Genomic DNA, 13,758 nt, shown 5'->3' on the forward strand with positions numbered 1-13,758 from the left:
TAGTCACAACGCATTGTGGCGGTTTTTTTGGTCAAAAAATTAACAAAGGCACTGATCCGGCAACGATTCTGACAGCACGGCAGGTCACAGATGTTTGCGCTAACCTTGGCTATCCCGGATTTCGGGCGGCCTACGACATATAACAGGTGAATCGTTCACGCCCGTCCCGCCACCGGCTTGGGGCGGGGGCTGAGCGCCTCAAGTGGCTTGCGCACGCTGGCGCGCAGGCCGGGGCCGCGCGGGGCCTGCACGCGTTTGGTGGCCTCGACCATCAGCACGCCGCCCGACACGATCACCGACAGGTTGCCGCCCAGCCGTTCCCACATTCCGGCGGTCTTGCGCCAGAAACGAAGGGGGCTGGGCGGTTGATACAGCGTGGTCATGTGCCGCTCGGGCAGGAAGCTGTGCGATTTCAGCAGCGTCTCCAGCTGGGTCTGGCTATAGGGCCGCCCCGATCCGAACGGGGTGCGGTCGCTGCGCGACCACAGCCCGGCCCGGTTGGGCACCACGAACAGCGCCGACCCCCCCGGCCCCAGCGCGCGCCAACATTCATTCAGCAGATCGGCAGGTCGCTCGCTGGCTTCCAGCCCGTGCATGACCAGCAATTTGTCGACATGGCCCGTCTCGATGGGCCACAGCGTTTCCTCGCACAGGACGGAAATATTGGGCATATGCTGTGGCCAGGCCATCACTCCCTGCGGTCCAGGCATCAGCGCGATGACCCGCCGCGCATCGGTCAGGTAAGGCCGCAGAAAAGGCACCGCAAAGCCAAAGCCGACGACGGTCTGCCCCTTGGCCTCGGGCCAGACGCGGGCGATCTCGGCGCGCACGGTTTTCTGCACCGCACGGCCCAGCGTGCTGCGGTAATAAAAATTCCGTAATTCCTGCACATCAACATGCATTGCAGTGGCGCCCCTGATCCGTCAGGCTGGACCCTAGCTTAGAAGGGACGGCGCGCAAACACCCAAGCGCCGATCCCGAACCTACCGGAGGCTTGAAATGCCATTCGAAATCCTGACGATCCCGTGCCTGTCGGATAATTACGCCTTTCTTGCGCATGACGCGGGCAGCGGCGCAACGCTGTGCGTCGATGTGCCCGAGGCGGGACCGATCCTGCGGGCGCTGACGCAAAAGGGCTGGACGCTCAGCCATGTTCTGCTGACGCATCACCATGCGGACCATGTTCAGGGCCTCGGCGATCTGCTGGCCGCGCATCCCGCCACCGTCATCGGTGCGGCTGCCGACGCGCACCGCCTGCCAAGCCTCGACAGCGCAGTGGCCGAAGGCGACACCCTCCAGATCGGCGATCAGACCGGCCATGTCATCGACGTACCCGGCCATACCATCGGCCACATCGCCGTGCATTTCCCGACCAGCCACGCCGTTTTCACCGCCGACAGCCTGATGGCGCTTGGATGCGGGCGCCTGTTCGAGGGCACCCCTGACCAAATGTGGCAATCGCTGAGCAAGCTGATGGAGATGCCACCCGAAACCATGATTTATTCGGGCCACGAATATACCATGGCCAACGCGAAATTCGCATTGACCGTTGATCCCGGCAATTCCGCGCTTATATCTCGATCAGACGCAATCAGCGCGGCCCGCGATCAAGGTCGCGCCACCATCCCCTCCACCATGGCCGAGGAATTGGCCACCAACCCTTTTCTGCGCGCCTCAGATCCCGCCATCCGGGCGCGTCTGGGATTGCAGGACGCCTCCGACGCCGCCGTCTTTGCCGAAATCCGCAAGCGCAAAGACCATTTTTGACCTCTCAGCCCCCGATGCACAGGCGCCCGAACACGGAAAATTGGGACCGTCTTGCGAGAAAAACCTTGAAGCTGTGGATATATCGACCAAACTTTAAGGGTATCAGGCCACACTGGCCGCTGACCGCGACACCAGACAAGAAGGAGCACGAACGTGCCTTCATTCTCGACAACACTGGAACAGGCAATTCACGCCGCATTGGCGCTGGCTAACGCGCGGCAGCATGAATTCGCAACGCTCGAGCATCTCCTGCTCGCACTGGTGGATGAACCCGACGCGCACCGCGTGCTAAAGGCATGCAGTGTCGACACCGAGGATCTGCGCGGCACGCTCGTCGAGTTCATCGACGACGAACTGTCCAACCTCGTTACCGAAATCGAAGGCTCCGAGGCGGTCCCGACCGCCGCGTTCCAGCGCGTGATCCAGCGCGCCGCGATCCATGTGCAATCCTCGGGTCGCACCGAAGTGACCGGCGCCAACGTGCTGGTCGCCATCTTTGCCGAACGCGAAAGCAACGCCGCGTACTTCCTGCAGGAACAAGACATGACGCGCTATGACGCGGTCAATTTCATTGCCCATGGCGTGGCCAAGGATGCCGCCTTTGGCGAGCCGCGCCCGGTGCAGGGCGCCGATGATGAAAGCACGCACCGCGCCCAAGAGCCGGGCGCCGTCGAGCCGGGCGAATCTGCATTGGCAAAATATTGCGTCGACCTGAACGAGAAATCCCGCACCGGCGATGTCGATCCGCTGATCGGTCGCAACGATGAGGTCGAGCGTTGCATTCAGGTGCTGTGCCGCCGCCGCAAGAACAATCCGCTTCTGGTGGGCGATCCCGGCGTCGGCAAAACCGCCATCGCCGAAGGGCTGGCCTACAAGATCGTCAAAGGCGAAACCCCCGAGATACTGTCGAAAACGACCATCTATTCGCTCGACATGGGCGCGCTTCTGGCCGGCACCCGCTATCGCGGCGATTTCGAAGAACGGCTGAAGGCCGTGATGACCGAGTTGGAAAATCACCCTGATGCGGTGCTTTTCATCGACGAAATTCACACCATTATCGGCGCCGGCGCCACATCGGGCGGCGCGATGGACGCGTCCAACCTGCTGAAGCCCGCGCTTCAGGGCGGCAAGCTGCGCTGCATGGGCTCCACCACCTACAAGGAGTTCCGCCAGCATTTCGAAAAGGACCGCGCGCTGGCCCGCCGGTTCCAGAAGATCGACGTGGCCGAGCCGTCGGTCGAGGATTCGATCAAGATCCTCAAGGGCCTCAAGCCCTATTTCGAGGAACATCACAGCGTCAAATACACCAACGACGCGATCAAGACCGCCGTCGATCTGGCTGCGCGCTATATCAACGACCGCAAACTGCCCGACAAGGCCATCGACGTGATTGACGAGGCCGGCGCGGCGCAGCACCTGATTATCGCCTCCAAGCGCCGCAAAAACATCGGCGTCAAGGAAATCGAGGCGGTCGTCGCCAAGATTGCCCGCATCCCGCCGAAAAACGTGTCCAAGGATGATGCCACCGTGCTGCGTGATCTGGAGGCATCGCTCAAGCGGGTAGTGTTCGGTCAGGACGCCGCGATCACCGCGCTCAGCTCGGCCATCAAACTTGCCCGCGCGGGTTTGCGCGAGCCGGAAAAGCCGATCGGCAACTATCTGTTCGCCGGCCCCACCGGCGTGGGCAAGACCGAGGTCGCCAAACAGTTGGCCCACACATTGGGGGTCGAACTGATCCGCTTCGACATGTCCGAATACATGGAGAAACACGCCGTTTCACGCCTGATCGGTGCGCCTCCGGGCTATGTCGGCTTCGATCAGGGCGGAATGCTGACCGACGGTGTCGACCAGCACCCGCATTGCGTGCTGCTGCTGGACGAGATCGAAAAGGCGCATCCGGACGTGTTCAACATCCTGCTTCAGGTGATGGACCACGGCACGCTGACCGATCACAACGGCCGGTCCGTCGATTTTCGCAACGTGGTGCTGATCATGACCTCGAACGCGGGTGCATCGGAGCTGGCGAAATCTGCCATCGGCTTTGGCCGCGACCGCCGCGAGGGCGAGGATACGGCCGCGATCGAACGCACGTTCACGCCCGAATTCCGCAACCGTCTGGATGCCGTCATCTCCTTTGACACGTTACCCAAGGAAGTGATCATGCAGGTGGTCGAAAAGTTCGTCCTGCAACTTGAAGCGCAGCTGATGGACCGCAACGTCACGATCGAACTGACACCGCCCGCCGCCGAATGGCTGGCCGACAAGGGCTATGACGACAAGATGGGGGCCCGCCCCTTGGCCCGCGTCATTCAGGAATACATCAAGAAGCCGCTCGCCGAAGAGCTGCTCTTTGGCAAGCTGGCCAAGGGCGGCGTGGTCAAGGTGGCGATCAAGGATGGCAAGATCGACCTGCAGGTCAGCGGCCCCGACACGCCACGCCTGAGCGGTAAGAAGCCGCCGCTTCTGACTGCCGACTGAGTAAGGCACGATGTTGATCTCTTGCGGCGCTGGTCCTTGTGACCGGCGCCGCACCTGAGCAGGCCGATGTGCTGCGGGGCGGCGCGCGATACCAAAACCGAGCCCATCATGACCAAGTGCCGTCCGCCCCGGGCGCCGAATATTCACAGAATTTTCTTGGCTTCCGGCAAAAAATCCAGTGCTATTTCTCGGTAAATTTCAGCTCTATCCGGCGGTTTTGCGCGCGGGCGGCGGGGCTGCTGCCGGGTGCTATGGGCTGGTATTGCCCAAACCCGTTGGCCGCCAGACGGTCCGGTGGCAGGCCCAGAAAATCAATCATGTAGCGTACAACTGACAATGCCCGCGCTTGGCTGAGTTCCCAGTTATCGGCAAACCCGGCGGTGCCGATGATCGGCACGTCGTCGGTGTGGCCGTCCACGCGGATGACCCACTCGATCTCCTCGGGTATGTCGTCCACGACCTTGCGCAGGATTTCGGCCACTTTCGCGATCTCGTTCTTGCCCGGATTCGACAGGGTCGCCTGCCCCGGCGCGAACAGAACCTCGGACGAAAAGACAAAGCGGTCGCCTTCGATCCGCACGCCGTCTTGATTGCCCAGCACGTCGCGCAAGCGCCCGAAGAAGTCCGAGCGATATTTTTCCAGATCCTGCTTTTCGGCCTCAAGCAGTTTGTTTTTCTCTTCTTCGGCTTGCCGACGGCGCTTTTCCTCGGCGGCGACACGGGCAAGCGCGGCGTTCAGATCCTGCCCCAGTGCCTCGACGCGCACATCGCTGGCCGCCTCGCGTTCCTGTGATTCGTCCAGCAGCGCCTGTAGTTGGCCCAACTGATCGCGCAGCGCCGCGACCTGCTGATTGAGCAGTTCGCGCGCACGCTGCGCCTCTTCGGTCTGGGCCTTCTGATCAGACAGGTTTTTTCGCGCCTCGCTCAGAAGGACGGCGCGCTCCTCGGCGGTACTCATTTGCGCGTCGGCGGCAGTCTCGGCCTCCCGCTGTGCCGCAAGGGCGGTGGCCAGCCGGGCGCGAACCTCCTCTATCGACAGCTGTTGATCGGCCTTGAGCGCGGCCAGCTCCGCCTCCAGCGCTGCGACCTCCTCACCGCGCGCGGTGCGGGCGGCCAGCGCTTCGGCCAGCCGGGCCTCAAGATCGGCGCCAGCGTCGCGCGCAGCGGCCAGAAGGGTCAGCGTCTCTTCGGCACGGCGGCGCTGTTCTTCCAGCGCGACGGTCATCGCGGTCAGTTCGGTCTGCGAATTCTTCAGCCGCTCGCGCAGCGCCTCGGCGGCAGCGGCCTGCGCAAGGCGGGAGGCCTCCTCGTCGCTCAGCTCTGCCTGAAGATCGCTTAGCGCGGCCTCTGCATCGCCTGCCTTGCTGCGCAGATCGGCGACCAATGCCTCCAGCGCGTCGCGTTGCGCGGCGGCCAGTCGGGCCGCTTCGGCCTCGGCATCGACCTCGTTGCGCAGATCGGCAAGGAGCAGTTGCAGAGCCTCTTTTTCCGACATCAGGCTGTCGCGCGCGCCCTCCAGCTCTCCGATGCGTCCCTGCGCGGTGTCCTGCGCGGCCAAAAGACCGGCAACCTGCTGCTCGAAGTCCGCGATGCGGGCCTGAGACGCCTCATCCCTGACGGCCAGCGATGCGATCCGCGCCGCCTGTTCTTCCTGGCGCTGGCGGGCATCCGTCAGGGTGGTGGTCAGCGCGCCGACCCGCTCCTGCAAGGTGGCGCTGCGGTCCTGCTCCAGCCCCAACGCCTGAGACAGCGCCGCGATCTCGGACGATAGCGAATCCAGTTCGCTCGCCTGCCCGGTGATCGTCTCGCGCAGGGCGAACTGGACGACCATAAAGATCGTCAGAACGAACATCAGCACCAGCAATAGCCCGGTCATCGCGTCCACGAAACCCGGCCAGATCGAGGCCTGAAAGCGGTGCCCGGTGCGGCGCGACAGGGCCATGGTCTAGCCCTCCTGCTCCGGCGGCTGGCTGGCTGTACCGGTGACGCGGTAGCTGCGCTGGGGCGCGCGGGCGGCATACAGCGCCTGTTTCAGCCCGGCCAGATCGGTGCGCAGTTCGGACATGCTTTCTTGCCGTCCGGCACTGATTTCCTCCAGAATACGCAGCATTTGCACGTCGATGGACCGCAGGCGCATACGGCTTTCGGCATCCAGCCCGGTCTCCTTGGGCACTTCGCGCGCCTCGAGCACATCGATCAGCCGCTCTTGGCCCTCGGCAACGCGGCCCAGCGCGGCGGCTGTGCTGCCATCGTCATCCATACCGCGCGCCAGCCGATCAACCGCGCCCGCAAGCACCGCCATCTGCTCATCCGCCGCCGTGCGGCTGATGTCCGATTGCGTCAGCATCTGCTGGAGCGATTCCATCTGCTCGCTCATCTGGTCGACAATGCCGGTCAGCAGCGCCTGCTCGGGGCTGCCCTCTTCGGCGCCAGCGAAACCGACGCGCGTGATGGTCGTCATCCACTCCTCAAGCTCGCGGTAGAACCGGTTCTGGCCATGGCTTGCAAACAGTTCCAGCAGGCCGACGATCAGCGATCCGGCAAGGCCCAGCAGGGACGAGGCAAAGGCGACGCCCATCCCGCCCAGCTGCGACTGAAGACCGGTCATCAGCCGGGTGAACACCTCGACCCCGCCTTCGCCCTCTTGCGGGGCAAGGCCCCTGATCGTCTCGACCAGCGCGGGAACGGTCGTGGCAAGGCCATAGAATGTCCCCAGAAGGCCCAGGAAAATAAGGACGTTGACAATATAGCGCGTGATCTCGCGCGCCTCGTCGATGCGCTGCGCGACCATGTCCTGCATCGAGCGGGCCGACGATTGCGAGATTTGCATCCGCTTGCTGCGCTGACGCAGCAGCGTCGCCAAGGGGGCCAGCAGCAGGGGCGGCGTCGACAGCTCGTGCCCCTTTGCGTCGCTGGCGAACCCTTCAAGCCAGCGGGCTGATCCGACCAGTTGAAACACCTGCCAGAAACACGCGACCACGCCGATCAGGAACACGAAAAAGATGAAACCGTTCAGATACGGGTTCGCCTCGAACACTGGCAGCACGCGGGGCAACGCCATGAACGCGCCAAGGCCAGCCAACCCCAGCACCAGGAACATGATGACGACCTGGCGCCACGGCTGGGAAAATTGCGGCTCGACCTCGCGGTCCGGCTGGTCCATCTGGACGCTCCCGACACTGTTTCGTTTCGCCGCACCCTACGCGGATCACCGCGCGGGGCCAAGCCGTTAAGCGCAAAGCCCCCGTACCCGGGCGGCCAGCCACTCAAGGTCGACGTCGCTGATGCCCAGATCGGTCAGATGCGCGGCAGTATTGAACAAATATTCGGTATTTGCGCCCCTGTCGCCCACCGCATGGGCGATGATGCGGGCCTGCTCCTCCAGCGGAAGTGCGCCGCAATACTGGACGTGATGAGCGTCGATGACATACGTCACCGCCTCGACCTTGCGGCCATCAGCCAGCCGGATATCCAGCATGCGTTCCAGATAGGCCGACGAAATCAGCTCGCGCGCGCGCAGATATTCCAGCGTCTCGTCTTCCTGCCCCTCGGCCACGGCCATCGCGACGCCCTGGCATTGGGCGCCGTGGCTCTCGTCCAGTGCCAGCACCAGCCCCGGCGCCTCGATGGTTCCGCGATGGTGGATCGAGCGCATGCAAAAGCTGCGCGCATAATCGGGCAATGTCGCGATCTGCTGATACGCCACATCAAAGCCGGGGTTCCATACCAGCGATCCATAGCCGAAAACCCACATCGTCATTGCCAAGTCCCTCTTGCCATTTAGATCTATAAACACGATTGGACGAGGGCGCGAAAGGGGTTGATCATGCGGATATTGCTGGCAATCGTCATCACACTGGCGGCAGCGTGGGCCGGATACTGGTTTATCGGGTCGGCTGCGATGCGGTCGGGACTGGCCGAATGGTTCGATGCGCGCCGGGCCGAAGGATGGGTGGCAGAGTATGGCGACCTGTCCGTGCAGGGGTTTCCCAACCGGTTCGACACGACGCTCACGGAACTGGAACTTGCCGATCCGACATCGGGGCTGGGTTGGCAGGCGCCGTTTTTTCAGGTGCTGACGCTCAGCTATACGCCGAACCACCTCATCGCCGTGTGGCCGAAGGAACAGCAGTTGCGCACGCCCTTGCACAGTTACGCGCTGAACAATCAGGACATGCGCGCCTCACTGGTGCTTGCCCCCAGCACGGCACTCGCACCCCAGCGCATCACGCTGACGGCCAAGGGTATCGCCCTGACGCCCGATGATGGCAGCGGCGCGCTGTCAGCTGCAACCCTACGCCTGGCAGGCGAGCGGACCGAGGACGCCATCGGGACCGGTCATGCACGCTATCATCTGGGGTTGGCGGCCGACGGCGTGGCCCTGCCTGCTCCAATCATGGCGCAAATCGATACGGCGGGCGCCCTGCCACGCGTGATCGATACGGTCATGACCGATGCCACGGTGGATTTCGACGTGCCGTGGGACCGCAGCGCACTGGAAGAGGCGCGCCCCCAGCCCACACGCATCACCATCAAGAACGCCCAGATCCGCTGGGGCGCCATGACCCTTGCCGCGTCGGGCGTGCTGGCTGTGGATCTGGGGGGGCGGCCGGACGGAACGCTGACACTCACCGCGCGCAACTGGCGTCAGATGCTGGACGCGGCGACGCGAGCGGGGGCGCTGACACCCGACATGGCAGATACAACCGAACGGGCGCTGTCGGTCATGTCCAACATGGGTCAAGACCCGAAATCGCTGGAGGTGCCATTGCGGCTTGCCGGCGGGCGCATCTGGATCGGTCCGCTGCCGATCGGCCCAGCGCCCATTCTGCGCCTGCGTTAAATCAGCGGCAATAACTGCCTTTGCGATAGCGCGCGGTATCAAAATGGAAATGATCGCGGTGAAACCTGTCGGACTCGGGGCCCAGCACCGTGCCGAACGGCCCACAGGCCGAGCGGTGCATTTTCCTCAGCATACGACCCTTTTTACCGCTGCCCCAATCATTCAGCACCGAAATCGTCCGCCCATCGCGCAACTGAAACGCGGCGATGTCTATCGCGTGCCCCTTGCCATGCTCGGAAATCTTGGCGCCCTTTCGGTTGTTACGCGTGCGGCAAGAGTAATGTGCCGCCACGCGCAATTGGGCGACGCCGCCGCCATACCCACCGACCGCAGGCGCCATGCCCTGTTGCATCCAGGCCTTGATCGTGCGGGCGGTCTGGCAATCCATGAGGGCGTGCTGGCTGAGGGCCACGCCGCCGATGCTGCGTATCTTGACCGCGTTGTCGATACCGCAGCCCGAGATCCGGCCCGGCACGTGCCCGACCTCCTCGCCCTGAATGGCCATGTCACCGCAGACGGCGCCGCGCGCGAGTTTTCTCTTTCGCTCCTGCGCCTTGCGGCCAATGCCCAAGGGGCGCAGCAACGGGCGCAAGGAGGCCATCAGCCCGCCCCGCGCAGAGGGCTGCTGAATCCGGGGGCGGTGCTGCCCGGCCCCCTCGCCCGTCTGGCGCGCCGGGGCGGGTGCCTGAACCGGCGCCGGGCTGCGGACCGTGATCTGGGTCAGATCCGCAGGGCGCGCCACGGGTCGGGTGGGCGTATACAGCGCGCGGGCAGGCGCTACCGGTTGCGGCTGTTCCGTCTCCAGTATCGCAGGCCGGACAATGGGACGCAGGGACGTATCAGGCGCGTCGGCAAATACGGCGCCCGAGGCGACGAGCAGCGCCACCAAGGGCGCGGCCCGCCTCATCCGCCCCGCGTCCGGGTCCGGCCGAAATCAGGCGCGTCGGTGTCCTGCCCTGCCTCGATGATGCCGCGCCGGATGGCGCGGGTGCGGGTGAAATAATCGTGCAGATGGTCGCCGTCACCGGTGCGGATCGCACGTTGCAGCGCAAACAACTCCTCGGTGAAGCGGCCCAGAATCTCCAGCGTCGCCTCGCGGTTGTTCAGGAACACGTCGCGCCACATTGTCGGATCGCTGGCGGCAATCCGGGTGAAGTCGCGGAAACCGGCGGCGGAATACTTGATGACTTCGCTATCGGTCACGCGGCGCAGATCATCGGCGACGCCGACCATCGTATAGGCGATGAGGTGCGGCGTGTGGCTGGTCACGGCCAGCACCAGATCATGGTGATCGGCGTCCATCTCATCGGTCTGCGCGCCGATGCCCCTCCAAAGCGCCTCGAGCCGGTCCACGGCGGTGCGGTCTGCGCCCTCCTGCGGCACGATCAGGCACCAGCGATTGTCGAACAGCTCGGCATAGCCCGCGCGCGGACCGGAATGTTCGGTGCCGGCAAGGGGATGCGCCGGGACAAAATGGACCCCCTCGGGCAGATGCGGCGCGACAGCGTCGATCACCGACCGCTTGACCGAGCCGACATCGCTGACCGTGGCGCCGCGCTTGAGGTAGGGGGCGATTTCGGCGGCAACATCGCCCATGACGCCGACCGGGACGCACAGAACGATCAGATCGGCGCCCTCAACGGCGGCGGCGGCGCTCTCCTCGATCCGGTCACACAGCCCGATCTCGCGCGCAGTCGCGCGCGTCTGGGCTGAGCGGGCATAGCCGACCACCTCGCCCGCAAGGCCCGCGCGGCGGATCGCCAGCGACATGGACCCGGCGATCAGCCCAAGGCCGATCAGCGCGATGCGGTCATAGATCACACTCATCGCGCGGTGGCCATGAATTGCCCCACCGCATGGGCCACACGGCGGCAGCTGGCCTCGTCCCCGACGGTGATGCGCAGGCAATTGGGCAGGTTGTACCCGGCGACGCGGCGCACGATCAGCCCTTCGGATTTCAGATGCTCGTCACAGGCCTCGGCCTCGGCCTGATTGGCGAAACGGGCCAGGATGAAATTACCCAGCGAGGTGTCGGACGGCACGCCATGTTCGCCCAGCGCCTCGGCCAGCCAAGCACGCCAGCGGGTGTTGTCGGCCCGGCATTTCCCGGCCCAGGCGGTGTCGCGCACGGCGGCCTCGGCAGCGGCCAGCGCTGCTGTCGACAGGTTGAACGGCCCGCGCACCCGCTCCAGCACCGCGATGACGTGAGCGGGGCAATAGGCCCAGCCGATGCGCAGCCCGCCAAGGCCATAGAGCTTGGAAAAGGTGCGCGTCATCACGACGTTCTGGCGCGCCTCGACCAACGAGGCGCCGCCATCGTAGCCGTCGACATATTCCGCATAGGCACCATCCAGAACCAGCAGGACATGATCGGGCAGACCGGCGGCAAGACGGGCAACCTCGCCCTCACCGATCATCGTGCCGGTGGGATTGTTGGGGTTGGCAATGAACACCAGCTTCGTCGCATCCGTGCAGGCGGCGAGGATCGCATCGACATCCGTAACGCGCTCGCGCTCGGGCACCTCGACGGGAGTGGCGCCGTTGGCCAGCGTGCTGATCCGGTACATGCCAAAGCCGTGTTCGGTATGAATTACCTCATCGCCCGGTCCGGCATAGGCTTGGCACAGGAACGAAATGATCTCGTCGCTGCCCGAACCGCACAGGATACGCTCGGGGTCCAGCCCATGCACTTCGCCGATGGCGGTGCGCAGTTCGCCGTGGTCCGAGGACGGGTAGCGGTGCAGGTGGTAGGACGCCTTGCGAAACGCCTCCTTGGCGGCGTCGCTGGGGCCAAAGGGGTTTTCGTTCGAGCTGAGCTTGACCGCGTTGGCGATGCCCGGCAGATGCGCCACCCCGCCCTGATAAAGCGTGATGTCCATAATTCCTGGCTGCGGCGTGATGTTGCTCATGTGTCCCCCCCATCGAACAGGGACGTTTTAGCCACCGTGCCGCACCTTGACCAGCACCAATAAAAAGGGCCGCCCCGGTTTCCCGGCGCGACCCCTGCGCTGTGGCAAATGTGCAGAAAAAGCGGTGCTTTAGTTCTGCGCGTAAAATTCGATCACGAGGTTGGGTTCCATCACCACCGCGTAGGGCACATCCGTCAGGCCCGGCGTGCGTACGAAGGTCGCCTTCATTTTCGAGTGATCGGCGTCGATGTAGTCAGGCACGTCACGCTCGGCCAGTTGAGTGGCCTCGAGAAGGACGGCCATCTGCTTGGACTGGTCGCGGACCTCGATCACGTCACCCTCTTTCACGCGGTAGGAGGGGATGTTGACGCGCTTGCCGTTCACCATGACGTGGCCGTGGTTGACAAACTGGCGCGCGGCAAAAACGGTCGGGACGAACTTTGCACGGTAGACAACGGCGTCCAGACGACGCTCGAGCAGGCCGATCAGGTTCTCGCCGGTGTCACCCTTGACGCGGGCGGCCTCGATGTAGACGCGCTTGAACTGCTTTTCGGTCAGGTCGCCGTAATAGCCCTTGAGCTTTTGCTTGGCGCGCAGCTGAAGGCCGAAATCGGAAATCTTCGCCTTGCGGCGCTGGCCGTGCTGACCGGGGCCATATTCACGACGATTGACGGGGGATTTGGGGCGGCCCCAGATATTTTCGCCCATGCGGCGGTCGAGTTTGTACTTGGCAGACGTGCGTTTTGTCACGGCTGATCTCCTTCTTTACGTTGCGAAGGGCGTTGTCCTTTGGAAAATCCCGACAGGCATCCCCTTGCGGGGGCCACCAACACCAATGAAGCCGCGCTTATATCCAGGATCGGGGCAGAGTCAACGGGCGCTGCGCCAAAAGAGATTCAGGGCCTCCGGCGGGGATATTTCAGGCAAGAAGAAAAGACGAACCGCGCGCCTTTGGCTGGACTTGGGCGCAGGGCATGATTAGATCGCCTGCATGGCAAAGACCGATGAGAACAAGAATTACAAGGTGATCGCCGAAAACCGGCGCGCGCGGTATGATTACGCGATCGAGGACGATATCGAATGCGGTGTCATCCTTGAGGGGTCCGAGGTGAAGTCGCTGCGCGAAGGTGGCGCCAACATTGCCGAGAGTTATGCAAGCGTCGAGGATGGCGAGCTGTTTCTGGTGAACAGCTATATCGCGCCCTACAAGCAGGCCAAGACCTTTGGCCACGAGGAAAAACGGCGGCGCAAGCTGCTGGTATCCCGGCGCGAAATGGCGCGGCTGTGGTCCGACACACAGCGCAAGGGTATGACCCTGGTGCCGCTGGTGATGTATTTCAATCATCGCGGGCTGGCCAAGCTGAAGATCGGTATCGCCAAGGGCAAGAAGAATCACGACAAGCGCGAGAGTGAAGCCAAGCGCGACTGGGGCCGTCAGAAGCAGCGCCTGCTGAAGGACCATCGTTGATGGAGCTGCTGGCCGCCATGTTTTGCGGCGCCGTCGGCAGCGTTGCATTGGGCGCGCGGCCCCTTGGGCGGGTTCTGGCAACCGGGCTGGGGATCGTCGCGGGCGGGTCTGCGTGGTATCTGCTGACGCTGATCGGGCCGGGCCTGAAGGCCGGGCCGCTGGTTCTGGTGCATGCGGTGGCGGGCGGCGCGATGGGCGCGGCACTGGTTGCGGTCGGCGGGCTGGCGCGCCGGCGTCTGGGCAGGTGACACGCTTGCCTTGACTGCAGGCCGGTTGTAGGCAGGATGCGGGTA

Annotated in this window: 13 protein-coding genes; 5 read left to right on the top strand and 8 right to left on the bottom strand. The window is 64.0% G+C overall.

The genetic code is table 11. The features are described 5' to 3' along the window. Nucleotides 1-155: 155 nt before the first annotated feature. Nucleotides 156-902 carry a class I SAM-dependent methyltransferase gene (locus FGD77_RS20325; RefSeq protein WP_255013271.1) on the bottom strand — a complete coding sequence of 249 codons (747 nt, stop codon included), beginning with the start codon at nucleotides 900-902 and terminating at the stop codon, nucleotides 156-158. Nucleotides 903-999: 97 nt separating this feature from the next. On the opposite strand from FGD77_RS20325, the gene gloB reads away from it, so the two are divergent. Both gloB and clpA read left to right on the top strand, forming a co-directional pair. Then, nucleotides 1,000-1,767 (top strand): hydroxyacylglutathione hydrolase, encoded by a 768-nt coding sequence (gene gloB, locus FGD77_RS20330; protein ID WP_255013274.1) that lies wholly within the window; start codon nucleotides 1,000-1,002, stop codon nucleotides 1,765-1,767. A gap of 153 nt (nucleotides 1,768-1,920) precedes the next feature. Next, nucleotides 1,921-4,245: an ATP-dependent Clp protease ATP-binding subunit ClpA gene (gene clpA / locus FGD77_RS20335; RefSeq protein WP_255013276.1), complete on the top strand. Its 2,325-nt coding sequence runs from the start codon at nucleotides 1,921-1,923 to the stop codon at nucleotides 4,243-4,245. Nucleotides 4,246-4,426: 181 nt separating this feature from the next. On the opposite strand, the gene FGD77_RS20340 is transcribed toward clpA, so the two are convergent. The 3 genes from FGD77_RS20340 to FGD77_RS20350 form a co-directional block, all read right to left on the bottom strand. After that, nucleotides 4,427-6,187 carry a peptidoglycan -binding protein gene (locus FGD77_RS20340; protein WP_255013278.1) on the bottom strand — a complete coding sequence of 587 codons (1,761 nt, stop codon included), beginning with the start codon at nucleotides 6,185-6,187 and terminating at the stop codon, nucleotides 4,427-4,429. 3 nt (nucleotides 6,188-6,190) lie between these two features. Next, nucleotides 6,191-7,408: a biopolymer transporter ExbB gene (locus FGD77_RS20345; RefSeq protein ID WP_255013280.1), complete on the bottom strand. Its 1,218-nt coding sequence runs from the start codon at nucleotides 7,406-7,408 to the stop codon at nucleotides 6,191-6,193. A 66-nt stretch (nucleotides 7,409-7,474) separates the two neighbouring features. Then, nucleotides 7,475-8,005 carry a gamma-glutamylcyclotransferase gene (locus FGD77_RS20350; RefSeq protein ID WP_255013282.1) on the bottom strand — a complete coding sequence of 177 codons (531 nt, stop codon included), beginning with the start codon at nucleotides 8,003-8,005 and terminating at the stop codon, nucleotides 7,475-7,477. 66 nt (nucleotides 8,006-8,071) lie between these two features. On the opposite strand from FGD77_RS20350, the gene FGD77_RS20355 reads away from it, so the two are divergent. Beyond that, complete coding sequence (locus tag FGD77_RS20355; protein ID WP_255013284.1) at nucleotides 8,072-9,088, top strand: DUF2125 domain-containing protein; 1,017 nt, start codon at nucleotides 8,072-8,074, stop codon at nucleotides 9,086-9,088. Nucleotide 9,089: 1 nt separating this feature from the next. Here the strand turns inward: FGD77_RS20355 and FGD77_RS20360 are convergent, their stop codons facing one another. The 4 genes from FGD77_RS20360 to rpsD all read right to left on the bottom strand — a co-directional run bounded on the left by FGD77_RS20360 (nucleotide 9,090) and on the right by rpsD (nucleotide 12,747). After that, nucleotides 9,090-9,995, bottom strand: coding sequence for an extensin family protein (locus FGD77_RS20360; protein ID WP_255013286.1), 906 nt, complete (start codon nucleotides 9,993-9,995; stop codon nucleotides 9,090-9,092). Then, a complete protein-coding gene (locus tag FGD77_RS20365; RefSeq protein ID WP_255013288.1) occupies nucleotides 9,992-10,915 on the bottom strand; it encodes a prephenate/arogenate dehydrogenase family protein in 924 nt (307 codons plus the stop codon). Before FGD77_RS20365 ends, FGD77_RS20360 begins: the two co-directional genes overlap by 4 nt. Beyond that, nucleotides 10,912-11,997 (bottom strand): histidinol-phosphate transaminase, encoded by a 1,086-nt coding sequence (gene hisC, locus FGD77_RS20370; RefSeq protein WP_255013290.1) that lies wholly within the window; start codon nucleotides 11,995-11,997, stop codon nucleotides 10,912-10,914. The genes FGD77_RS20365 and hisC overlap by 4 nt, the downstream gene beginning before the upstream one ends. Nucleotides 11,998-12,126: 129 nt before the next feature. After that, complete coding sequence (rpsD, locus tag FGD77_RS20375) at nucleotides 12,127-12,747, bottom strand: 30S ribosomal protein S4 (RefSeq protein WP_255013292.1); 621 nt, start codon at nucleotides 12,745-12,747, stop codon at nucleotides 12,127-12,129. 241 nt (nucleotides 12,748-12,988) lie between these two features. Here rpsD and smpB point away from each other — a divergent pair, with 241 nt between their 5' ends. Together smpB and FGD77_RS20385 are read left to right on the top strand one after the other, a co-directional pair. Further along, nucleotides 12,989-13,465 carry an SsrA-binding protein SmpB gene (gene smpB, locus FGD77_RS20380; protein WP_255013294.1) on the top strand — a complete coding sequence of 159 codons (477 nt, stop codon included), beginning with the start codon at nucleotides 12,989-12,991 and terminating at the stop codon, nucleotides 13,463-13,465. Beyond that, nucleotides 13,465-13,713 (top strand): hypothetical protein, encoded by a 249-nt coding sequence (locus FGD77_RS20385; RefSeq protein ID WP_255013297.1) that lies wholly within the window; start codon nucleotides 13,465-13,467, stop codon nucleotides 13,711-13,713. The genes smpB and FGD77_RS20385 overlap by 1 nt, the downstream gene beginning before the upstream one ends. Nucleotides 13,714-13,758 lie beyond the last annotated feature (45 nt).

Origin of the sequence: Roseovarius sp. M141, assembly GCF_024355225.1 — a bacterium.
Lineage (GTDB): Bacteria > Pseudomonadota > Alphaproteobacteria > Rhodobacterales > Rhodobacteraceae > Roseovarius.